The organism is Corynebacterium imitans (assembly GCF_000739455.1).
Classification (GTDB): Bacteria; Actinomycetota; Actinomycetes; order Mycobacteriales; family Mycobacteriaceae; genus Corynebacterium; species Corynebacterium imitans.
Genome location: NZ_CP009211.1, coordinates 346,271 through 369,513 on the forward strand (window position 1 = coordinate 346,271; position 23,243 = coordinate 369,513).

Sequence of the window (23,243 nt, forward strand, 5' to 3'; positions counted from 1 at the left end):
CTTTCGATGTGTCTTGGTAGAGGGAAGTTTAAACTTCGGTGCAACGAAGTTGCAAGAAGCGCTCCGGCGAACACCCACGGAAGTGGGGTGGAGCCGTACAATGCATTCCTATGGCCAAGGCAGATCTGGAGAAAAAGCCCTTCGACGTCGCCGGCATGTTTGACGGCGTGGGCGAAAAATACGACCTCACCAACACCGTCCTGTCCTTTGGACTGGACAAGTACTGGCGGCGTCGTACGCGCAGGCGTCTCCGGCTCGCCCCGGGGGAGAAGGTGCTTGACCTGGCCGCGGGCACCGCGGTTTCTACCGTCGAGCTGGCCAAGTCGGGTGCCTGGGTGGTTGCCTGCGATTTCTCCCAGGGAATGCTTGCCGCCGGCCGTGACCGCGACGTGCCCAAGGTGGTGGGCGATGCGATGCACCTGCCTTTTGCCGACGCCACCTTTGACGCCGTCACCATCTCCTACGGCCTGCGCAACGTCTACGACTTCGAAGCGGGTCTGCGCGAGATGGCGCGCGTGACCAAGCCAGGCGGGCGCCTTGTAGTCAACGAGTTTTCCACCCCTGTCGTGCCCGGCTTCCGCACCTTCTACAAGGAGTACCTACCGGTCGCACTGCCGCTTTTAGCCAAGGTCTTTTCCTCCAACGCGGAGGCCTACGAGTACCTCGCTGAGTCCATCCGCGCCTGGCCGGACCAGGAGGAGCTCGCCGCGGCGATCAACCGCAACGGCTGGCAGGACGCGGGCTGGCAGGACCTAAGCGCCGGCATTGTGGCGTTGCACAGCGCGACGCGGGCTGGCTAAGCGCTGGTTAAGCAGCGTCCCACAGCGCGCTGCCGCGCGGCACGACTCGCCCGGCTGCGCGCCAGGCGCGGGCGACGAGGTCGGTGTCTTCTTCTGTAATCAGGTTGCCCATCAACCGTGCTGCAGCGGGCATGAGGTAGCGCCCGCCAGGCCCGCGCAGCGCGAGCGGGCCCGCCGCAGGCAGGAACTGCGGGTAGGTCAAAAGGCGTGCCGCCGTCCGGGCCAGCGCGAAGGCGTCGCCGTAGGCGCGGCGCAGCGCGTAGGGCCACGCGAGCGTGAGGTCGGCGCGCTCGGCGAGTAGCTCGACCGCCATGACCGCCGTTTCCATCCCGTAATCGATGCCCTCGCCGTTGAGCGGGTTGACGCAGGCTGCGGTGTCGCCGATCAGCGCCCAGTTCGGCCCCGCCACGTTGGAAACCGCACCGCCCATGGGGAGCAGGGCCGAAGTGACCTCCTGTGGTTCGCCTAAGCCCCAGTCGAGGGACTGCTCGCGGGCGTAGTGGGCAAGCAGCTTCTTCGTGTTCACCTTGGCTGGGCGCGCGTCGGTAGACAGGGCGCCGCAGCCAAGGTTGACCGTGCCGTCGCCAAGCGGGAAGATCCACCCGTAACCCGGCTGGATCTCACCAGCCGGGTCGCGCAGCTCCACGTGCGAGTGCATCCAGGGCTCTTCGCTGTGCGGGCTTGTGCAGTAGGAACGGGCGGCGATGCCGTAGACCTGGTCCTTGTGCCAGGTGCGGCCGAGGCGCTTGCCGAAGGGGGAGCGCACCCCGTCGGCGACGATCACCCAGCGCGTGCGCACCGGCCCGCGGTCGGTGTGGACTGCGGTGATTGTGCCGTGGGCATCAAAGTCGGCGTCGCGTGCCGCGCACCCGGTCCAGACGGTCGCGCCGGCGGCGGTGGCTTGGTCGATGAGTGCGGCGTCGAAAAGCTTCCGCGGGCTCGCCGAGCCCAACGTGCCGTAGTGGCTGTCGGGCCAGGGCGCGGTGACATCGCCGCCGTAGCCGTGGAGCTTGAGTCCCTGGTTGCGGTAGGCGGGCAGTACCTCTTCGAGGCCGAGCGTGCGCAGCGTGTGCACCGCGCGCGGGGTGAGTCCATCGCCGCAGGTTTTGTCGCGGCCGTGCTCGGCGGCGTCGACAAGCAGGGTGGAAAAGCCGGCACGCTGGGCGGCAATCGCCGCGACCGCACCCGAAGGGCCCCCGCCGACGACAACGCAATCAAAGACATCCATCACGGCCAACATTGTGCCAGGCTTGCCAGCCCGCACTACCCCGGCCCCGCTGATACACGCAGGGAGCGTGTTGCACTACGGTTGAGGGCACTACTCGTGGGTCGCTGCGTGCTGCCATAAAACTGGTGCGCGGCGGCCGTCTCGCCCAACCTTAAAGGATGGTATCGATGACCAACGCCAACCACGCGTCGCAAAGCCATGCGTTCACCATGGATCTTGGCGACGACGCCCTCAACCAGCGCATCGCGCACGGGATGGGCGAGGTGGAACGCGTGCTGCTCGAGCGGCTCTCACAAGGCGAAGACTTCATCACCGACAAAGTCACCCACCTCGCCGTCGCCGGCGGCAAGCGCTTCCGTCCGCTCATGGCGCTTTTGTGCAGTGAGTTCGGGCCGCACCCGGAGGCCGAGAACGTGGTCAAGGCTGCCGCGATTACCGAGATGGTGCACCTGGCCACCCTGTATCACGACGATGTGATGGATGAGGCGGACCGGCGGCGCGGCGTGGAATCCGCCAACAGTCGCTGGGACAACACCGTAGCCATCCTTGCGGGCGACGTGCTGTTCGCGCACGCCTCCCGGATCATGAGTGAGATCGACACCGCCACCGTCGCCCACTTCGCCGATACCTTCCAAGACCTGGTCACCGGCCAGATGCTGGAGTCCATCGGCGCGCGCGGCGGGGACCCCATCGAGCACTACCTCAAGGTGATTGAGGGCAAGACGGGCGTGCTGATCGCCTCCGCCGCCTACTTGGGTGCTACGCACGCCGGGGCGAGCCGCGAGGTGGTGCAAAGCTGCCAGCGCCTCGGTGCCGCGGTCGGCATGATCTTCCAGATCGTCGACGACATCATCGACATCTTCTCCGACCCGGAGCAGTCCGGAAAAACCCCCGGCACCGACCTGCGCGAGGGCGTGTTCACCCTGCCTGTCCTCTACGCCATGGCGGAGGACTCCGAGGCCGGCCACGAGTTGCGCGAGATGCTCACCGGGCCGCTGCACACCGATGCGGAGGTCGAGCGTGCCCTTTCCCTGATCGGCCAGACGCAGGGGCGGGCACGCGCGCTTGACGACGTCAACGCCTACCTCGCCGCCGCCAACCGCGAACTCGACACCCTGCCCCAGGGGCCCGCCACAGAGGCGCTGCGCCAGCTGTCTCGCTACACCATCGACCGGGTTGGTTGATTCTGGAATTTGTCGATTTGACCTGCTGATTTGTTGTTTACTGGCAGGGGTGTTGTAAGGTAGTCAACGCACTTAAGGTGCACGCCAGGTTGCCCGAGCGGCCAAAGGGAGCGGACTGTAAATCCGCCGGCATTAGCCTTCAGAAGTTCGAATCTTCTACCTGGCACAGTGTTTACCCACTGCCTCTATGTGAGGTAGTGGGTTTTTGCGTGTGTGTGGGTTTGCGTGTGTGAAAAATTCGACCACTTTTCCAGTTGTATAGACAAGTTTCCTGGGGGAATGTGGCGGGGTGAAAAAATCTTTCACGGTTCTTCGCGGGGTGCCCGGGAGGGGCGGTTTATAGTGCAGATAAACATGCGTGAAAATGTATGCTGTACAGGCGATTTGTGTTCTATAAGTGGTTCGGGTTAATCTTTTCAAGGCTTCAACGGAGCGGGTCACACCGAAAGGTAAGACTCACAACAACGAGGCTGTGCCCCCTTAGCTCAGTCGGCAGAGCGTTTCCATGGTAAGGAAAAGGTCGACAGTTCGATTCTGTCAGGGGGCTCTGTTGTTTGCCGGGGCCTTCCCGGTAGGCGCAGGGCGGTGTAGCTCAGTGGTAGAGCAAGCGACTCATAATCGCTGTGTCGAGAGTTCAATTCTCTCCATCGCTACTCAACCTTTGAAGCGGGCGCGACGGTGTCCGTGGTAGGGTTAGGCTCCTGTACGTGCAAAGCAATGCAGGGACCTAGGGGCGTGGCGCAATTGGTAGCGCAACGGTCTCCAAAACCGTAGGTTGCAGGTTCGAGTCCTGTCGCCCCTGCCAAAACATCAACGTGGAGGAGTTTTCTTGACTAACCCCAACGGTCAGAACCCAGCACAGCCGACCGGCAAGCGTCAGCTGCGCGGGGTTTCTCCTGTTTCCACGGACGCTTACGAGCAGAAGCGCACGCCCGCGCAGCCCGACACCGACGAGGATTCGAAGAAGGGCAGCGTCGCCGCGTTCCCCGGCGAAGTCGTCGAGGAGATGCGCAAGGTCATCTGGCCGACCGGCAAGGAAATGCTGAACTACACGCTGATCGTGTTCGCCTTCCTCATCGTGCTGACCATCATGGTGTGGGGCACTGATCGCCTGGCCGCAATGCTGGTTGAATGGATCTTCATCCGTTAGCTATAATGCTTGAAGGTTAATTAATATCCCGCCGCCTCGGAAAGACTCGAGGGGCGGGATAAGTTTTTGGCCCGCACTCGTACCCGCCAAGGTGGGTACGCTTGGGTGGGACGTGTAAAGGATCGAAGGAGACTGACCATGGCAGAGGACAACGAGCTGGAGATGATCGGGGAGGGCGCGCCCGTGGAGGCGCAGACCGATCCGGAAACCAACCCGGAAACCAACGCGGACGACGCCACGCAGGAGCCTGACGCAGAGGCAGCAGAGGCCGAGCGCGAGGCAGAGCTCGACATGGTCGAGGAGGGTGCCCCGGTTGCGCCGGAGACTGATCCCGAGACCGAGCCAGCGGCTGAGACTGCAGCAGAAGGCGAGATCGCGCAGGGTGACGTCGACGCTGCGGCTTCCGCGCTGGGCGACGACGAGGCGGCCGAGGCGGACGCCGAGTACAAGCGCCGCCTGCGCGCCTACGTGCGCGAGCTGAAGAAGCTGCCGGGCGATTGGTACATCATCCAGTCCTACTCGGGCTACGAGAACAAGGTGAAGACCAACCTGGAGATGCGTATCCAGACCCTCGAGGTGGAGGACTCCATCTACGACGTGGTCGTGCCCATCGAGCAGGTCATGGAAAAGAAGGACGACAAGCGCAAGCTGGTTAAGCGCAAGCTGCTGCCGGGCTACGTGCTCGTGCGCATGGAGATGAACGACGCGGCGTGGTCCGTGGTTCGCGAGACTCCGGGTGTGACCAGCTTCGTGGGCAATGAGGGGAATGCGACGCCCGTCAAGCACCGTGACGTCGCTAAGTTCCTGATGCCCAAGGCCGCCCCGGTCGAGGGCCAGTCGGCGAAGACCAACGCCGAGGGCGAGACCGTCGTGGATCTGCCGCAGGAGGAGAGCACACCGAAGATCTCGCACGACTACAAGGTCGGCGAGGCCGTCACCATCCTGTCCGGCGCCTTCGCTTCTGTCTCCGCGACCATTTCAGAGATCGACGACGAGACCGGCAAGATCCAGGCGCTCGTGTCCATCTTCGGCCGCGAGACCCCGGTGGAGCTGACCGCAGACCAGATCGAGCGGATCATGTAACAGAAGCGTTTTGCTTCTGAGGCTCTACCTGCCGTAAGCTGATACGTCGCGCGTGCCCACACGTGGGTAAGGCGCGACGTTTTTGTTCGTCTCCCCGGTGGCTCTGAACGAAATAGGGCATCCGGAGGCGCGCCACCAAGCATCGTGGGTGGAGCGTCGTACCAAGGAATTGAGGTTTAACGATGGCAAAGAAGAAGGTCACTGGCCTGATCAAGCTGCAGATCGAAGCAGGCATGGCGAACCCGGCTCCGCCGGTTGGTCCGGCTCTCGGTGCGCACGGCGTGAACATCGTCGAGTTCACCAAGGCCTACAACGCCGCTACCGAATCGATGCGCGGCAACATCATCCCGGTGGAAATCACCGTCTACGAGGACCGCTCCTTCGACTTCATCCTGAAGTCCCCGCCGGCAGCTTCCCTGCTGCTCAAGGCTGCGGGTATTCAGAAGGGCTCCGGCGTCCCGCACACCCAGAAGGTCGGCTCCGTCACCTGGGATCAGTGCAAGGAGATCGCTGAGACCAAGAAGAAGGACCTCAACGCCCGCGACATCGAGGCTGGCGCTGCGATTATCGCTGGTACCGCCCGTTCCATGGGCATCACCGTCGAGAAGTAAAACCTACTCGACGTTTCCCCGGTGGGAGGGCCGGCCAGGCCCGGACCACCACTCCTTGAAATCACATTCGAAGAAAGGAACGCAACATGGCTAAGAAGTCCAAGCGTTACAACGAGACTCTCGCACAGGTCGACCGCAACGCCCTGTACCACCCGCTCGACGCCGTCAAGCTGGCGCAGGAGACCTCCTCCAAGAACTACGACGCCACCATCGACGTCGCCATGCGCCTGTCCGTCGACCCGCGCAAGGCAGACCAGCTGGTTCGTGGCACCGTCAACCTGCCGCACGGCACCGGTAAGACCGTCCGCGTCGCCGTCTTTGCCGAGGGCGAGAACGCCACCAAGGCAAAGGAAGCTGGTGCCGACATCGTTGGCACCGACGAGCTCATCGAGCAGATCAACGCTGGTCAGCTCGACTTCGACGTTGCGATCGCAACGCCGGACCAGATGGCCAAGGTCGGCCGCGTCGCTCGCGTGCTCGGCCCGCGTGGCCTGATGCCGAACCCGAAGACCGGCACCGTCACCCCGGACGTGGCGAAGGCTGTCTCCGAGTCCAAGGGCGGCAAGATCGCCTTCCGCGTCGACAAGGCTGCGAACCTGCACGCGCTGATCGGCAAGGCTTCCTTCACCGCTGAGCAGCTCGCCGAGAACTACGGTGCCCTGCTTGATGAGGTGCTGCGTCTGAAGCCGGCATCCGCCAAGGGCATCTACCTGAAGAAGATCGTGGTTTCCGCGACCCAGGGCCCGGGCGTCCCGGTTGACCCGTCCGTGGAGAAGGACTACGCCAAGAAGGCATAAGTCCCACGCACGTAAAGCGCCCCGGTGCCAGACTCTGTGTGTCTGGTGTCGGGGCGCTTTTGGTTTTGAGGTTTTTGGTGGCTGGGTTGTTCTAAATGGAGCTAGCTCCATTTGGGGTTGCGGTTGAGCGGCGACCTGGGGTTTTGCAGGCGGGGTTGGTCTAGATGGAGCTAGCTCCGTTTGGGGATCGTTTCTTGGGGGAGCCACCCGCGGTGAGGAATAGGCCTGTGGACAGGCTGTGCGGTTCAGGATTTGCCACAGGCCGTTAATGAAAATAATGTTCATTAAGTGCGAAACTCTGAAAGTGTTCGGCGCGTTGTGGCGTCGATAATGGCGATCCTTGTCCTGGTGCTTACCCTGCCGCGCGCCGCCGCGGCCGAATTGACCTTGGAGACGGGCCACGTTGACGCGTTCGCGGTGCATCCAGATGGCGACACGATTGCGCTGAGCCTGCAAGAGGACGTCACCGGCACGCACGTGCGTCATGCGCCGGAAGATGTGGAGCTCGTGGTGGGGGATCATGCCTACACGGAAGAGACTGCGGGCGTCGAGGGTGTCGGAGCCTCCGGCTATCTTTTGCCGCAGACTCAGCAGACGGACCTGCTCTGGCCGGGCTGGGACACTCAGGCACTCGCGGGGGCGAGCGAGATTGACATCGAGTTCCTCGAGGTGGACGGCCCGGGCGAGATCTACCTCTTCCAGGCACAGGGTCTCGGGGGTGTCGGACCGGTGCTGGCAAGCGGTGCACTAGAGGTTGCTGCGGGCGAGAAGATCCACCAGGATGCCCCCGCGCACGCGCATGCGAACTGGCTCTTTACCGAGCCCGGCACCTACACCATGCGTGTGGTGGCGCACGCGGACGGCGCGACGTCGAACGAAGCGACGTACACCTGGCGTGTAGGCGAGCAGGCTGAGGCGGCAGAAGTCGCGACACTGGCGGAAACCGACGCACCTGAACTCCAGGTCGAAGAGCACGCGAACGAGGTAGCGCCGGAAACGATGCAGAAGACGGAGACTGCAGCGTGCAAGCCAGGTCTGCGCCCGCAGGTCAAAGATGACCGCCAGGTACCAGCTACCTGGAATGACCCGGCTGACATGATCTTCGGACTCGGGGAGGCGGCACAGACTGATTTGCCCGAGGCGGTCGGCCCGATCCCGGCAGGCAAAGCCTGGATGATCGGCGCAACCCAGCAAGCGGGGGTTCCCTGGTTGGGTGCGAACACGCAGCACGAATCGCTTCTCGAGCACACCACAGGTGACGTGACCTGGGAGGTCACCAGCTTCGACGGGCCCGGCAGCATGTTTGTCTTCACCCAGGGCGGGCTGGGCGCGATCGTGGGCGAGGAGTGGTTCCGTGCTGAAAACGGCAGCGCGCAAGGTAGCCACACCATCCCCGCGAACTCGCACGTCCACCCCAACTGGGTCTTCAGCGCCCCGGGCACCTACCACGTGGGTATTCGCCACACCGCTACCGCTAAGGACGGCGGCGAGCTGAGCGGCGTCGCGACGCTCACCTTCGAGGTGGGAGGCGTCGGCAACGCCGACGACGGACACTTCGACTTCGGTTCTGTTTACGATGCGGAGGGCGATTGCGGTGAAACGCACAAGGCTGGCAGCACGGGTGGCGCAGGCAGCGCGAGCGGCGAGGGCACTGCTGAAACTGCCAGCACCACCGCCACGCGCACCGGCGCGCTCGCCGAGACCGGCACGACGGTGATGACGCTGCCGATCGCGGTGTTGGGCCTGGGCATCCTGGTTTTCGGCGGCGGGATGCTGTGCCTGGATACGGCGCTGCGTCGTCGGCTGCTCGCGGCATTCGGGGTCGAGCAGTGAGGTCGATACACGTAGCCACAATCGCTGCCGTTGCCCTCGCGCTCAGTGCGTGCGGCACGGCCCACTCCGTTGACACAACGCAGCTCCGCGTGGTGGCGTCCACCTCCATCCTCGCGGATGTGGTGGCAAACGTCGGCGGGGAGCACGCCGAGGTCACGCCGCTCATCGGCGCGGGCGTGGACCCGCACACCTACGAGCCGAGCCTGCATGCCACCCGCGACATCGCGTACGCCGACGCCGTGTTTACCAACGGTCTGCTTTTGGAACCACAGTCGCTCGTCCACACGATCGATTCCACAGCAGGCGAGGACACCCCGGTGGTGGAGGTCGCCGAGCAGGCGCAGCGCTACGGGTTTACGCCGATCCGCCTGGTGGAGGACGCCAGTCTGGACACCGTGTGGCTGGGTCTGCGCGTGGATACGGGCAAGGCATTGCCCGCCACCGGCATCACTGAACTTTCGCTTGTGAGCGCCCGCGGCCCCGGCGATATCTTCGCCTTCATCCTCGGCACCTTTGGCACCCCAGAGGTGGTTTTCGATTCGCATGACGGCATCGATGCACGCGACGCCACCACGCTGCCTGTCGACGCCCACACCCACGTCAGCTGGGCCTTCTCCGAGCCCGGCGTGTACGAGATCACGCTGCGCGGCCAGGTACGCAACGCGGTCGCCGACGAGGAAGTGCGCGGCAGCGCGGAGCAAACCTTCACCGTGGTGGTGGGCCAAGACCCCGCCCAGGTGACACCGGGCAAGAAGGTCCTGGACCAGGGGCACGTGGACATCACCACCGTGTTCCGCGAAGGCGCAACCCGCCTCACCCTGCGCCACGACGACCTGGGCGACGTGGACCCGGCCGACGCGGTCATTGCGGTGCCCACGACCACGTTGCAGCCGGTCCCGCCGGAACGGACCTTTCGCTTCCTCGGTGACCCGGGCGACGAGACCTACCTGCTTCCACAGGCGGTGTTGGGCAACCACGTCCACGGCGAGCTGGACCCGCACTTCTGGCACGACGTGCGGGCCATGCAGGCGGTGGTCAAGATCGTCCGCGACACGCTGAGCAGCGCTGATCCGGCGCACGCCGAAGACTACGCGCGCAACACCGACGAGTACCTAGAAGAGCTGGACCGCGTGGACGAGGTGATGCGTGAGGCCGTGGCGCAGATCCCGGAGTCCAACCGCAACCTGGTGACTACCCACCACGGCTACTCCTACCTGGGCGAGGCCTACGGGCTGCGCATCGCCGGCTTTGTCACCCCGAACCCGAGTGTGGAGCCGAGTCCGCGCGACGTCATCGCCTTTACCCGCACGCTGGAGAACCTGCACGTACCCGCGGTCTTTTTGGAACCGCAGGTGGCGGGCGCGAGCAGCGTGCTCACCGAGACCGCAGCGCAGCTTGGCATCGAGGTGTGCCCGATCCGCGGGGACACGCTTGACCCGCCGGGGGCGGGGCCGGCGGGGACGTATGTGCGCCTTGTGGAGGAAAACGCGGCGTCGATAAGCAGATGCTTGAGTGAAAGGAAACCATAAATGAAAATGCAAACGATGCTCCTGGCGGCGGCGATTGCGCTTGCGCCCGCGGCTGGCGCGCAGACTGATCCGGCGCTGCAGCAAACCGTCAGCGGCGACGAGCAGATCGCCCACGGTGATGCGGTGATCGCCGCAGGTCACGTCGATCTTGGCACGATGTTCGTCGACGGTGATCTCACGATGCTCGCGCGCGATGATTCGCAGGACCCGCCCGTGTGGCGCGAGCTTAACGACGTGGTGTTTCAGGTCTCCGACGCCGCGAAGCAAACCCTGCCCGATACCGGGGATTTCGACTTCACCGGCGCGGGCGCGGGCGAGGACGTGTGGGTGATCCCGCAGACCGAGGTGCAGGGCGTGCCCTGGCTGGGCTGGAACACGCAGGCGCCGTCGTTGCTGGAGCGCTCCTCCAACGGGGTGAGCCTGGAGTTCGGCGGACACGAGGGCGAAGGCGAGTTTTCCCTGTTCCTGCAACCCGGCGGGTTCCACGAGCCGCAACTGCTGTGGACCTCACAGGTCGACGGCACCCAGCCGATGTGGGTGGAGCCGAACACACACACCCACGCCAACTGGGTCTTCACTGAGCCCGGCGTGCACCTTGTAGGCGTGCGCGCGGTGGTGAAAGACAACGACGGCGTGACACATACCGATGAGCAGATCGTGCGCGTGGCGGTAGGCGACGGCACCGATCCGGCGCAGGCGCGCACCGCCACGTTTGCAGGCCCCTTCCGCGGAGGGGAGGCCGCAGCGGAGGAAGAGACACAGGGTGGCGGACAGTACACCGGTCTGCTCGTTGCGCTCGGCATCGGTGCGCTGGTCATCGCGCTTATCGCGCTGCTGCTCGTGCGCGCCCGGAAGGGGAGGGCGTAAGTGAGCGAAGAAGCGTTGATCCAGGTCACCGGGCTCGACGCCGGCTACCCGGGGCGCAGCGTGATGCGTGGGGTTGATCTGTCTATCGAGCGCGGCCAGTTCGTCGGACTGATCGGCCCGAACGGCGCGGGCAAGACGACGCTTTTGCGCGCCATCCTCGGGCTCATCCCGGGCGCGCGGGGTACCGTCAGTGTCGCTGGCGCGCAAGGTCGGCAGGTGCGCAAGCGTGTCGGTTACGTCCCGCAGCGCCACGACGTGGCCTGGGATTTTCCCATCGACGTCGCTGCTGCCGTGGAAAACGCCACCCTGGACCTGCGGCCCTGGTACAAGCGCGCGGGCGCGGATACGCGGGCGGCGGTCGCCGAGGCGCTCGAGTACGTGAACCTCGCCGATCTGGCCCGCCGCCCCATCGCGGATCTCTCCGGCGGCCAGCGTCAGCGCGTGCTCGTCGCCCGCGCCCTGGTGCGCAAGCCGAAGGCACTGCTTCTCGACGAGCCGTTTACCGGCCTCGACATCCCGTCCACAGAGCAACTCCTGGGGCTGTTCCGCGAGCTCGCCGACCAGGGTATCGCGATTGTGATGTCTACCCACAACATTGTCGAGGCGGTCGACGCCTGCGACCGGCTCGTGCTGTTCAACCGAGGCATCGTCGCCGACGCCGCCCCGCACGCGCTCACCGAACGAGAGGCGTGGATGGACACTTTTGGTGTGGGGCCGGATTCCCCATGGCTCGCCGGACTACAGACGCACGTACGGGAGGCCGCCAGTGCTTGAGATCGGTTTTCTGCAATTCCTGGCCGATGTAGCTAACCCCCAACTGGCGTTTCTGCCGCGAGCACTCGCCGCGGCGGTGTGCGCCTCGGTGCTGTGCGCCGTCGTCGGTTGCTTCGTGGTGCTGCGCGGCATGGCGTTTATCGGCGACGCGGTTGCACACGCCGTCTTCCCGGGCGTGGCCGTGGCCTTCGCGCTGCACGCCTCAGTCCTGCTCGGCGGGGCAGTGGCCGGGGCGTTAGTGGCGATCCTGATCGCGGTGTTGTCACAGCGCAGGACGATTAAAGAGGACGCGATCATCGGCATTGTGTTCGCGGCCGCCTTCGCGCTGGGCTTGGTCATTATTTCGCGGGTGGAGGGCTACACGGCGTCGTTAAGCGCCTTTCTTTTTGGCTCCCTGACTGGCGTAAGCCCGCGCGACCTCTGGGTCAGCGGGATCACCGGGGTGCTCATCATCGCGGTGATGGTGGCGTTGCGGCCCTGGCTGACCGCGGTGGCGCTCGACCGCGAGACCGCCCGCGCGATGCACCTGCCGGTCGCCGCGCTGGACCTGGCGCTGTACTTGTGCGTGACGGCCGCGGTGGTGGTTTCCGTGCAGACCATCGGCAACATTCTGGTCATCGCGCTACTCGTCACGCCGGCTTCTGCCGCCCGACTGTTTACCGACAACCTGGAAACCATGATGGTGCTCGCCGCGCTCATCGGGATCGCGGGCAGCGTGCTCGGCGTGTGGCTCGCCTGGTCCTTCGACTCACCCACCGGCGCCACGATCGTCTTGTGCGTGACCGCCATCTTCGGCCTGAGCTGGTTGTTCGCGCCAAAGCGCGGCGTGCTGCGCACGATCCGGAAGGAGACCGTCTAGATGCGATTTGTAAGACTCGTCGCCGCGGTGGCGCTCATCGTGGCTAGCGCCCCGGCAGCGCTTGCCGCAGAGCTCACCGACACCGGTCACGTCCCCGGCGACGTCGGCTTCGGCGTCGACCTGCCTGCCGACACGGAATGGGAAGGCGAGGCGGGGAAGACCCACCCGTGCGCGGGTCGAAAGCTGCTCTACCACTCGCACAACGACGCCCTTTACGGCACCAGCGTCGAGGGCGAACTCAAAGTCATGGCCGTGGACGGACAGCAGGTCGTGGACCAGGATGCCATCTGCTTCCGCCTGCCGCGCGACGCCGACGCAGAGGGCAACGAGGTCTCCCGCATCCAGATCCCCGACGATGGCTCCCTCGACTTCCTGGGTACCCCGGGTGGGAGCGTCTGGATCGCCCCGCAGTCCGTGGAATGGAGCGACAACTGGCGGCCCATCTGGTCCGGCATCGGCGCATTCGACCCCGCCCACGAAGGCGACCCGGAGGCCATCCCGTCCAACTATAAGGACGACCTGATGTACTTCGACCTGACCGAGATGGAGGGGCCAGGCGACGTACAGATCTTCTTCAAAAACGCGATCTCGCCTGCGGAAATCCTATTCAACAGTGCCGACCTTGCCGCCCGAAGCGTCGAGTACGAAGTCGGCGGGCACGGCCACTTCAACTGGACATTCAGCAAGCCCGGCATCTACGCCATGACGTGGCAAGGCAGGGCAGTGCTTGACGACGGCACGAGCCAGCTCACCGACCCCATCACCCAATACTGGCTCGTCGGCGACGATAGCGACGTCGGCTTAGCCGATGGCACCACCACGGAGCTGCGCGAGGTGAAGCACTATGTCGGCGGGGACAAGGGGAAGCCGGCTGAGCCTTCGACGTCTGTCGAACCTGCGCCTACTGAGCCGTCGGTGCCGCCTGCTCCAGCTGAGCCCACGCCGTCCGCTTCTGCGAAACCGGCCCCCGACGCCCGCTGCGAAGCCGCGAGCGCGCTGCGCACCAAACCCTCGGCGCTGATTAGTTCGGGGCATATGGATATGGGCCTCGTGGATGAGGGCGGGCTCGCCGCCAAACTCATCGACGACAGCGACCCCCGCGCACCTACCCCGCGCGATTCCGGAACCTTCCTCTTCGAGGTTCCCGATCCTGCGAAAACAGAGATTCCCGCAAACTTCCGCAGCACTTTTCCAGGCGAGCCGGAATCCATGTGGGTCTTGCCGCAAGCACAGGTGAAAGGACTGCCGTGGCTCGGCTTTTCCACCACGCGCCTGTCGGGGGACAGCCTGCAACAGGGCAGCAAAATCACCGTGACCATGCGAGATGTGCGCGGTCCGGGGCGGATCTTCACCTGGCACGAAGGCGTTGGCGGGGCGAAGTTAGAGCTCGACTCCGGCGACAGTTCGCGCACTCTGGAGTACGGGCTCAACGACCACGACCACCAGGCCTTCGGCTTCACCAAGGCAGGGTTCTACAGCGCGACCTTTAGGTTTGCCGGGACGGACGCCGCGGGCGTACCGTTTTCCAAAGACCTCACCGCCACGTTCGCGGTTGGTGATGGTGCAGTGCAACAGGCTAGGGAGTACGCAGCAAACGGGTACGCCGCGCTGGACGGAGTCGACTTGGATGCCTGCGGCACAACCGCAACGGAGCAGACTGGTGAGCCTGATTCTTGGATGGGTGCCCTGGCGAAGGGCATCCGCGATATAGATAAGGAATTCGCCTCGTTTGGCGAGAAGGCTGGGCCTTTCTTCGCACACCTGCTGGGCCGCAGCGGAAAGGCGGAGTCTGCGACGCAGACTGCTACACCGCGGAGCACGACTGCTGCTGCGCGGAAGACCGCTGCTGCACAGCGCCCTGCAGAGCAAAAGTCTGCGACGCAGACTGCGCGCCGGGCGCTGGCGCAGGAAAAACCAGCGGAGCACGCGAAACCAACGGCGCAGAAGAAACCATCTGGCCAGGCGAAGAAGACTGCGCAGGCCAAACCGAGTGTGACCGCGAGCGCGAAGCAAGCTGCGAAGGCGGCGACGTCTGCGGCGTCGACAAGCACTGCCACTGCTGGTGGTGGGATTGTGTCCTCCTTTGACGGGACTGACCCCAACAGCCTGAACGCGGCCGAGGACGACGCGGACGAGCAGCAGATTGTCGCCGCGCAGGGGATCACCGCTGGCGGGTTCTGGGGCGGACTGATCCTGGGCGTGGGGCTGATGGCGCTGCTTGGTGGCATTGTCCTGTTTGCCGCGGCGGCGAAGATGCTCCGGCACGCATCGGGTAAGTCGCCTAGACGCGATTTGGAATACGCGCCCACAACCAGCTAAGCTACGGCACGAAGTTTGAACGGGTGCAAACCCGCGCTCAAGTTTCACCGAAGACCGTCGGTCACTCTGCGCACGCAGAGTCGAAGGTATCCCACTCCAGGGATCGACCCACGCAGGAGGAACGTGGCTTGCCTTTCAGGTGCCTCGTGCTTCTGCACGGGGCACTTTTGTGTCCCGGGCGGATTGAAGGACATGAAGAATTGGAAGGAGGCGTGTGTACATGGCTAATCCGAAGAACACTGCGGAACTTGCAGCTCTGAAGGAAAAGTTCGAGGCTGCTAGCTCGATCGTGCTGACTGAGTACCGTGGCCTGACCGTTGGTCAGCTGCAGGAACTGCGCGGTGAGCTCGGCTTCGACGTCGAATACCACGTCGCCAAGAACACCCTCATCAAGATCGCTGCTAACGAGCAGGGCATCGAGGGTCTCGACGATCTTCTTGTCGGCCCGACCGCTGTCGCCTTCATTAAGGGCGAGGCAGTCGACGCTGCGAAGGTCATGAAGAAGTTCAACAAGGATCACGACGCATTCGTGATCAAGGGCGGCTACATGGATGGCAAGGCCATCGACGCCGCTCAGGTTGACGCCATCGCCGAGATGGACAACCGCGAGACCACTCTTGCAAAGCTCGCTGGTGCCTTCGAGGGCTCCTTGGCAAAGGCCGCCGGCCTGTTCCAGGCTCCGGCGTCCAAGACGGCCCGCCTTGTTGCTGCGCTGCAGGACAAGCAGGACGACGCCGCATAACGCGAACTAACTACACACACCAAACATTCGGGCTAAATCGCCCACCAACAGAAAGGATGCCACCATGGCTAAGCTGTCTAAGGACGAGCTCATTGAGCAGTTCAAGGAAATGACCCTCATCGAGCTTTCCGAGTTCCTGAAGGAATTCGAGGAGGTCTTCGACGTCACCGCTGCTGCACCGGTTGCTGCTGTTGCTGCTGCTCCGGGCGCTGCTGGCGACGCTGCCGCTGAGGAAGAGAAGGACGAGTTCGACGTCGTTCTCGAGGACGCTGGCGCCAAGAAGATCGGTGTCATTAAGGCTGTCCGCGAGATCGTCTCCGGCCTGGGCCTGAAGGACGCTAAGGAAATGGTCGAGGGTGCACCGAAGGCCATCCTCGAGGGCGCTTCCAAGGACGACGCTGAGGCTGCTAAGGCTAAGCTCGAGGAGGCTGGCGCAAAGGTCTCCCTCAAGTAAGAGCCTTTCGCTTCTCGACGTCACCCCCGCACCGGTATCCACACCGGCTGGCGGGGGTTTCGCGTGTCTGGGGGCTTACGCGCGCACGTCAAATCCCCTGCACGATCATCTCAACGATCGCGCAGGGGATTGCGGTGGGCTGCCTAGGCCCACCGGTGGGGACTAGCTTTCATCCTCCTCGTTCTTCTTCGCGTCCTCCTTTGCAGAGGACCCTTGCGACTTGTCACCTTCGCCGCCGATCTTGGAGCTCAGCCCGTCGTAGCCCGGGGCACACGCCTGGGCGATCTGGTCGGCGATGAGCAGACCGAGCAACGTGATCGCCAGGCCAGCTGCGGCCGTACCGAGCTCGCGGGCCGGGAAGTTCTTACCCAGCGCTTGAGCGAGCTGCTCGTTGAAGATACCCATCTGCTGCTGGATCTGGGTGTTAACCTGCTCGATTGCCTTACCAGCTTGGGCGCGGAAGTCCTCCAGGCCCGGGATTGCAACCTGGGTGGCCACGCCCAGCGGGATCAGCAGGAGCAGCGGGATACCAACACCTGCGAGACCAGCGACGCAGCGCTCGCTCAGCTCGGATGAGCCAGTCTTGGTCTCACCACCGGTTTGGGGGCTGCGGACCTTCAGGACAACCACTCGGGTGCCATCCTTGGTCTCGACGATGTAGGTGCCGTCGGCCCAATCCTTCGGGATGGTGATGATGATGTCGCCGTTCTTATCCTTCGTTGGGTTCAGCTCGGAGATGTCCTTGACCGAACCGTCGGGGAAGCGGATCTGCAGATCCTTCGGATCGACGTCGCCGCCGATGATGACGGTGTCGCCCGGCGAGACCTCGACCTCCGTGCCATTGCCTGCCTTCTTCGGCACCCGGACCGGGACGGTGATGGTCACGCTGGAGCCATCCGGGTAGGTCACCACGACCGGGATATCGTAGTTGCCGCCCTTAGCGTCCTTATCCGGGGTGACCGTGACCTCGCCGGTGTTGGGATCGACCTCGACCTTGCCCGGGAAGTTGTGCTCGCCCGGCTTGAAGGTGGTGTCGTCCGGCAGGTCCGTGCCGTCCTTGTTCTTCGGCCCCTTGATCACGGTGTCCTTCTCGCGCGGGGTTTCCGTGCGATCATCACCGTAGGTGGGGTCGTTCTTCTCGCGGTCGGTGGAGTCGCCACCATCGTTACCGTCGTCGTTACCGTTGCCACCGTCGCCAGGCGTGCCCGGGTTCTCGTCGGAGCCAGGCGAGGTGCTGGTGACCTTGAGTACCGGGGTGAGCGAGGCGTTGGAGCCGTCTGGGTAGGACACGATGATCGGGATCTTCACCTCGGTGCCGTTCGGCGTGTCCTTCGGGCTAGTGATGGTGAAGTCACCAGTTGCTGCATCGCCCTCGATGCTCCAGCCGGAGGGGAAGCGCGGGAAGATGAACTTCGTGCCCTCCGGCAGCTCGCGGTCGCCGGACTGCGTGAACTTCACCGGTGTGCCCGCCGGGCCTTCACGGTTCTCGTAGCCCGGCGTGTTGTTATCCGCATCCGAGGTGGTATCCGTGCCCTTATCGCCCTTGTCGTCAGGAATCACCTTGACGGGCACTTCAACGGTGTCGGTGGAGCCGTCCGGGTAGGTGATCTCGACGATCACTTTGTAATCGCCAGGCTTGGCGTCCTCGTCCGGAGTGACCGTGATCTCGCCGGTATCCGGGTTGACCTCCACAGTGCCAGGGAGGTCCGAGTCGTCCTTCTCAAACTTGGTGTCGTCCGGCAGGCCAGAGCCGTCCGGGTTGCGCGGCGGGTCGATCTGCTCCGTCTCGCCCGGCTTCACCTTGGTGTCGTCCGGGTAGATGGGATCGTTGTCCTTCGCATCATCGCTCGAGCCAACGACCTCGAACTTCGCGTCCACGACCTCGCGGGAACCATCCGGGTACACCACGGTCACGGGGATGGTCATGGCAGTGCCAGGCAGTGCAGACTCCGGCGGAGTGACGGTGAAGTCTCCGTGCTCGTTCGGCTCGCCGAAGCTCCAGCCGGCCGGTGCCTTCGGCAGGACGAACTTGGTGCCTTCCGGCAGTTCGCGGTCGCCATCTTGCTTCAGCTCGGTCTCGCTGCCTGCCGGCCCGCTCGCCGGGGTGTAGGCCGGGTCGTTGTCGGCAGCGTCCGTGGAGCCGTCGTCGGAACCGTCGCCGCCGTCGCCGTCATCGCCGTCGCCGTCAGAACCATCGCCGCCGTCATCGGAGCCACCGTCACCATCACCATCATCGGAGCCGCCGTCCCCAGGCGGGGTGATGGTGGCGTCGTCCGGGACGCGGACCGGCACGTCGATAGTCTCTTGCGTGCCGTCCGGGTAGGTCACCTCGACCGGGATGCGGTAGTCGCCCGGGGTGGCGTCCTCATCGGGGGTCAGCGTGACCTCGCCGGTGTCCGGGTCGATCTCAACCTTGCCCGGGAAGTCGGGGGCATCGCTGTCGCCAGGAGCGAAGGTGGTGTCCTTGGGAAGTGGGGAGCCGTCCGGGTTGGTGGGGGCGTCGACAAGCGTTTCCTTGCCGCGCGGTGCCTCGGTCTCCTTGTAGGAGGGGTCGTTCGCGCCGGCGTCGTTGGAGACGATGAAGATGGCTTCTGTCTTGTCGCTCGTGCCGTCCGGGTAGGTGAAGAGGACCGGGATGGTCACGCGGGTGCCGTCGAGCGCGTCGGCGTCCGGGGTGACGGTGAAGTCACCGACCTCGTTCGGCTTCCCAAAGATCCAGCCTTCAGGCGCATCAGCGACGGTGATCTTTGTGCCCTCCGGCAGCTCGCGGTCACCATCCTGGGTCACCTTGGTTTCCTTGCCAGCCGTGCCCTCGGTCGTGCCGTAGCTCGGATCGTTGTCGGCGGCTTGGTCGGAGGAATCGTCATCGCCGCCGCCGGTGTCCTCCGGAACAGTGACGGTGACGGTCGGGGTGTCGGTGGAGCCGTCCGGGTAGGTCACCTCGACCGGGATCTCGTAGTCACCCGGGGTGGCGTCCTCGTCCGGCGTGACGATGATCTCGCCGGTGTTCGGATCGACTTCGACCTTGCCCGGCACATCGTGCTCGCCGGGCGCGAAGGTCGTGTCATCCGGAAGGTCAGAGCCGTCCGGGTTCTTCGGCGGAGCGATCTCGGTCGACTCGCCGGGCGGGGTCACCGCATCCTCGTAGCGCGGATCATTCTCGTCCTTATCCAGCGGCAGCACGGTAAACGGCGCGGTGACCGGCTCCTGGGAGCCATCCGGATAGGTAACCAGGACCGGGATGTTTACCTTGCCCGGGCGTGCGTTCTTCGCCGGGGTGACTGTGAAGTCGCCGCCCTCGTCCGCCTCGGTGGCGGTCCATCCCTCCGGTAACGTCGGCTCGAACTTCGTGCCCTTCGGCACGTCGACGGTCTGGTCGACCTTCGTGCCCACGCCAGGCTTGCCCTGGGCCGGCTGGTAGTAGGGGTCGTAGCTGTCTGCATCCGACTTGTCAGGGTCGTCAGGGCCACCCGGGGTGTCGGGGCGCGCCGGGACGGTGACCTCGACGTTCACCGTGTCAGTGGTGCCGTCCGGGTAGGTGATCAGCACCGGGATGTCGTAGTCGCCCTCACGCGCGCCGTCATCCGGGTGCACAGTGACCTTGCCGGTGTCCGGGTCAACGGTGACGGTGCCGGGGAACTCCGGCAGTGTGGTGCCGTCCGGTCCGGTGACGGGCACCGATGGGTGCTGCTCGTATGAGGTGCCGTCCGGCAGCGGGGTGCCGTCGGTGTTCTTTGGTGGGCCGATGACGGTGTCTGTACCGCGCGGGGTCTCCACGCGGTCGCCGTAGGTGGGGTCGTTCGCGTCGTTGTCCGGGGTGCGGTCGTCTTCGCCCGGCTTGACCGTGTGGCCGGTGCCGTCCTGGTTGGTCGCCAGCGCGAAGTGCACGTTTGACCAGTTGCCGCCGCCGTCGCGGCGCGGGGAATTCGGCGTGGGAGTATTCGGCCGGTGTGCCTGGCCTGGCACGTGCCCGTTGGGGTAGGACTTCTGATCGCTTAGCGACGCCTGCGCGTGCCCCGCCTCGGTGTAGACATCATTGCCCACCGGTGCCCGGAACTCAGGTGTGTTCCAGGCGGACAGGTTGGTCTTGATGTTGCCTTCGCCGTCCTCGACCCACATGTAGACGTAGTCGGCGTGACGCGCCTGGTCGAAGGAGGAGTGCAGGGTGTAGGTACCGTCGTCGCTGACCTTGGCGGAGTAGACGGTGAAGTTCTCCGGATTTGCGCGCACGTAGTCTGCCATGCGTTGCATGCGCGACTGGATGTTGGCGTGCCGGCGGTTGTTCTTCGGGTTCGTCTCGCGACGGATGGCGTCGAGGGCCTGGTACGCAGCGTCGTTCGGCACTGCCTGGTAGACGGTGTGGCCCTTCGCTGGGGTGTCGGTGCCGTCGAAAAGCACGCCATTGTCCACGTTGATGTTGTACGCATCGCGCTTCCAGACGTTCTCGGTGTTGTTGCCCTTCATCGAGTCGTTCCACACGCGCCCGGAATAGGTGCGAGGGATCGCCTTGTCCGCGGTGGCGGTGAGTTGACCCTTGAGCAGCGTGGCGGCGGGCGAGACCTGGTAGACCTTGACCAGCGTTTCGCCCCACAGCGGCCCGCGGGCATCGTTGACGGCCACCGGGTGGATGGACCAGTTCATGTTGCGTGAGTCGGCGACGCTGCCGCTGTACCACGCGCCACCCGGGGTGACGCGCACCGCGGCCATCGGTTCGCCGATCGCGGGGTTGTCCGCCACATTGTCCTGGCCAATGAGCAGCTGGACGTCTGCGGAGCCGTCCTTCCAGGTGCCTTTGGCAAGCGTGGGCTTGCCGTCTTTGAAGGTGAAAGCGTAGACGGTGTTGCCTTTGTCGTCTTCGTGGGTGGTTGCCTTGTGAATGCGGGACATCTTGCCACCGCCGGTGTCGTAGCGCATGTAGACGTCGATGCCTGCGGGCACGGGGGTGTCGCGCCAAGTGCTGCGCATGTCATCGGCCTCCATCGTGCCGCGGTCTGCGAAGGAGAGATAACCCCAGACCACGTTGCGCTTGCCATCCAGCTTGCCTTTCGTCACTCGCTCGCCGGGAGCGATGGCGTCGGCGGCAACGATGTTGGCCGGATCCCACTCGCCTGCGCCCGGCGCCTCGGCGGCGTGCGCGGCGGGGGAGAAGCCAGCAGTCGGTGCGGCAACGGCGGGAAGAGCTTGTGAGCCGACCGCGAGAGCCATCGACGCGGCGAGCATGGTGAGGCCGCGGCGGCGGCCCTTGCTGTAATGCGGTGATGTGGATGTCATCACATACTCCTTAAGGTTTTCTGGCGGGGTGCCATTTCACATTAAGCATTTCTTAGACAGGTGTGAATGGTGGAGCGGTGTTGCGGGGGTAATTTGTGGACGCGTGTATGGGTAGGGGCTGCTGAAAAGTGGCGCTCATCACGGATTTTGTGCAGTGTGTCGCCTGCAGCGCGCCGGAATGGCGGGGGTAATTGCGTGTGCAATAATATTAGGAGTATGAAATGGTAGTGAGTAAACCCCAGGTAGTGGCCGGTAAGTTGTATGAGAGGTACGAAAATTCCCACGATCTAGGGTCATGTAAAAAATACATTTCCTGTAAAAAATACGTAGCGAATGTTTTCCACCTCGATATATGGGAAAATCCTTAACGTAGCCTTGGCTTCGATATTTTCAGGTCTTCTGTAACGCGGTCTCAGCGCTACCTTATTGTCTACACCTGTCTTCCTTGTTCTTGCGACGTACCCTCGGGCGTGCGCGCCGGCGTCCATTACACTTTTGGCCATGCTGCCTAAATCCCGGATCCTTTCCGCGCTCCTTGTCGGCCTCGGCCTTGCGCTCGTGGTCGGCAGTCTGCTCGCGCCGCGCTTCCTGCTCGGGGATGGGCGTTTGCCGCTTGACCTGGAGCGCACCACTTGGACGCTGCATGACGAGGACGGCACCCGCGAGGGGGAGCGCGCCCCGGTCACGCGCCAGCTCCATATGGAGATCCAGGACCCAGCCAATGATGACGTGGCCAGCGTGCGCATCGGTGACACCCTGCGCGCCGGAACCGCCGAGAGGGACTTTGACAACCTCGTCACTGCCTCGACGTGGTCGATGGTGCTCGACCGGCTCACCGGCGAGGTCGCGCTGCCCGCCCAGGTGGCCTTCGTGATGGGCATGCCGCCGGTGGAGGTGCCGTTAGATGCCCCGTGGCTGAAGCTGCCCTCGGATGTACAACAGCAGGACTACGCCATCTTTGATCCGCAGCTGCGCGGCGGCGCGCCCGCGCAGTTCGCCGGCGAGGATGAGATCGCGGACCGCACCGTCTATACCTTTACTCAACACATCGAGCCCACGAACCTCGCGCTGCGCTACGCGGATGCCTTCAATACCAGCTCCACTGAGGTTGACGATGAGACCGTGCGGACCTTCCGCTATTACGCCGCAGATCGCGAGTACCAGGTCGACCAGATCTCCGGGCTAGTCGTGGGTATCAAGGAAAAGGTCGACGTCTTTTACGCGGACAACGAGGGCGCGCACCCCACCAACGTGATTACCTACGACGCGCAGATGGACCCCGCGGACACCGAGGCTATGGTGCAGCAGCTGTCGCGCGTCTACTCGCAGTCAGTCTCGCAAAAGGCCACGTGGGCGGTGCTTGCTCTGGGCGTGCTCATCGCCCTTTTGGGCCTGGTCGGGGCGTTCCGCCCGGCTCGTGAGCACTAAGCGCGCCCGGCGAGTTTGTTTTCTCCGCCACCTGTAGTGGTAGGCTTCCCCGCAGCGGCGTCGCCAGAGGGGTTCTGGCAGCGAGAGCAAGCTTTTCGACGGCACGGCTTCGCTCCTTTACCGCAAAGATGGCACGGGGGTGTGTCGTCTCTTTACAAACGTGGAAGTGTGCTATAGGCTAAGTCGTTGCGCTGGAAGCCGTCTCCAGTGTGCGCGTGCGCCTTGCATGAGGCGCTCGTCGAAAAGCGGGCCTTTGGGCAGCAATGATTTCGGCGAGTGCTGATTTGACAAGGTGATTTTGTCATCTCTGGGGG

General features: G+C 64.3%; 17 protein-coding genes and 4 tRNA genes. 19 read left to right on the forward strand and 2 right to left on the reverse strand.

The features are described 5' to 3' along the window. The first annotated feature begins 110 nt into the window (after positions 1-110). Positions 111-800: a demethylmenaquinone methyltransferase gene (locus tag CIMIT_RS01560; RefSeq protein ID WP_038588154.1), complete on the forward strand. Its 690-nt coding sequence runs from the start codon at positions 111-113 to the stop codon at positions 798-800. A 7-nt stretch (positions 801-807) separates the two neighbouring features. On the opposite strand, the gene CIMIT_RS01565 is transcribed toward CIMIT_RS01560, so the two are convergent. After that, the gene (locus CIMIT_RS01565) at positions 808-2,028 is read right to left on the reverse strand and encodes a geranylgeranyl reductase family protein (RefSeq protein WP_038588157.1); all 1,221 of its coding nucleotides are present in this window, start codon (positions 2,026-2,028) and stop codon (positions 808-810) included. 167 nt (positions 2,029-2,195) lie between these two features. Here CIMIT_RS01565 and CIMIT_RS01570 point away from each other — a divergent pair, with 167 nt between their 5' ends. The 17 genes from CIMIT_RS01570 (at position 2,196) to rplL (ending at position 16,230) form a co-directional block, all read left to right on the forward strand. Further along, positions 2,196-3,212 (forward strand): polyprenyl synthetase family protein, encoded by a 1,017-nt coding sequence (locus tag CIMIT_RS01570; RefSeq protein WP_051904710.1) that lies wholly within the window; start codon positions 2,196-2,198, stop codon positions 3,210-3,212. 83 nt (positions 3,213-3,295) lie between these two features. Continuing rightward, positions 3,296-3,378: transfer RNA gene (locus tag CIMIT_RS01575), tRNA-Tyr, on the forward strand. A 308-nt stretch (positions 3,379-3,686) separates the two neighbouring features. Next, positions 3,687-3,759: transfer RNA gene (locus CIMIT_RS01580), tRNA-Thr, on the forward strand. A gap of 34 nt (positions 3,760-3,793) precedes the next feature. After that, a tRNA-Met gene (locus tag CIMIT_RS01585) sits at positions 3,794-3,865 on the forward strand. Between the two features lie 76 nt (positions 3,866-3,941). Further along, positions 3,942-4,017: transfer RNA gene (locus CIMIT_RS01590), tRNA-Trp, on the forward strand. A 24-nt stretch (positions 4,018-4,041) separates the two neighbouring features. Then, positions 4,042-4,362 carry a preprotein translocase subunit SecE gene (gene secE / locus CIMIT_RS01595; protein WP_038588163.1) on the forward strand — a complete coding sequence of 107 codons (321 nt, stop codon included), beginning with the start codon at positions 4,042-4,044 and terminating at the stop codon, positions 4,360-4,362. Positions 4,363-4,500: 138 nt separating this feature from the next. Continuing rightward, positions 4,501-5,445: a transcription termination/antitermination protein NusG gene (gene nusG / locus CIMIT_RS01600; RefSeq protein ID WP_051904711.1), complete on the forward strand. Its 945-nt coding sequence runs from the start codon at positions 4,501-4,503 to the stop codon at positions 5,443-5,445. 182 nt (positions 5,446-5,627) lie between these two features. Next, complete coding sequence (gene rplK / locus CIMIT_RS01605) at positions 5,628-6,056, forward strand: 50S ribosomal protein L11 (RefSeq protein WP_038588169.1); 429 nt, start codon at positions 5,628-5,630, stop codon at positions 6,054-6,056. A gap of 86 nt (positions 6,057-6,142) precedes the next feature. Further along, positions 6,143-6,853 carry a 50S ribosomal protein L1 gene (gene rplA / locus CIMIT_RS01610; RefSeq protein ID WP_038588172.1) on the forward strand — a complete coding sequence of 237 codons (711 nt, stop codon included), beginning with the start codon at positions 6,143-6,145 and terminating at the stop codon, positions 6,851-6,853. A gap of 288 nt (positions 6,854-7,141) precedes the next feature. Beyond that, positions 7,142-8,686 (forward strand): TIGR03773 family transporter-associated surface protein, encoded by a 1,545-nt coding sequence (locus CIMIT_RS01615; RefSeq protein WP_144311792.1) that lies wholly within the window; start codon positions 7,142-7,144, stop codon positions 8,684-8,686. Further along, on the forward strand, positions 8,683-10,215 hold the full coding sequence (locus CIMIT_RS01620; protein ID WP_038588175.1) for an anchored repeat ABC transporter, substrate-binding protein: 1,533 nt from the start codon (positions 8,683-8,685) through the stop codon (positions 10,213-10,215). Before CIMIT_RS01615 ends, CIMIT_RS01620 begins: the two co-directional genes overlap by 4 nt. After that, positions 10,216-11,082 (forward strand): choice-of-anchor M domain-containing protein, encoded by an 867-nt coding sequence (locus tag CIMIT_RS01625; protein ID WP_038588179.1) that lies wholly within the window; start codon positions 10,216-10,218, stop codon positions 11,080-11,082. It begins immediately after the preceding gene. Beyond that, positions 11,083-11,856 carry an anchored repeat-type ABC transporter ATP-binding subunit gene (locus CIMIT_RS01630; RefSeq protein ID WP_038588182.1) on the forward strand — a complete coding sequence of 258 codons (774 nt, stop codon included), beginning with the start codon at positions 11,083-11,085 and terminating at the stop codon, positions 11,854-11,856. Next, positions 11,849-12,715, forward strand: a complete 867-nt coding sequence (locus CIMIT_RS01635; protein ID WP_038588185.1) for an anchored repeat-type ABC transporter permease subunit — start codon at positions 11,849-11,851, stop codon at positions 12,713-12,715. The genes CIMIT_RS01630 and CIMIT_RS01635 overlap by 8 nt, the downstream gene beginning before the upstream one ends. Continuing rightward, a complete protein-coding gene (locus tag CIMIT_RS01640; RefSeq protein ID WP_051904713.1) occupies positions 12,716-15,034 on the forward strand; it encodes a choice-of-anchor M domain-containing protein in 2,319 nt (772 codons plus the stop codon). Positions 15,035-15,254: 220 nt separating this feature from the next. Next, the gene (gene rplJ, locus CIMIT_RS01645) at positions 15,255-15,776 is read left to right on the forward strand and encodes a 50S ribosomal protein L10 (protein WP_038588188.1); all 522 of its coding nucleotides are present in this window, start codon (positions 15,255-15,257) and stop codon (positions 15,774-15,776) included. 64 nt (positions 15,777-15,840) lie between these two features. Further along, a complete protein-coding gene (rplL, locus tag CIMIT_RS01650; RefSeq protein WP_038588191.1) occupies positions 15,841-16,230 on the forward strand; it encodes a 50S ribosomal protein L7/L12 in 390 nt (129 codons plus the stop codon). Positions 16,231-16,392: 162 nt separating this feature from the next. Here the strand turns inward: rplL and CIMIT_RS01655 are convergent, their stop codons facing one another. Next, positions 16,393-21,501, reverse strand: a complete 5,109-nt coding sequence (locus CIMIT_RS01655) for a Rib/alpha-like domain-containing protein (protein WP_038588194.1) — start codon at positions 21,499-21,501, stop codon at positions 16,393-16,395. 501 nt (positions 21,502-22,002) lie between these two features. Between CIMIT_RS01655 and CIMIT_RS01660 the strand changes: the two genes are divergently transcribed. Further along, the gene (locus CIMIT_RS01660) at positions 22,003-22,929 is read left to right on the forward strand and encodes a PorA family protein (RefSeq protein ID WP_038588197.1); all 927 of its coding nucleotides are present in this window, start codon (positions 22,003-22,005) and stop codon (positions 22,927-22,929) included. Positions 22,930-23,243: the final 314 nt, after the last annotated feature.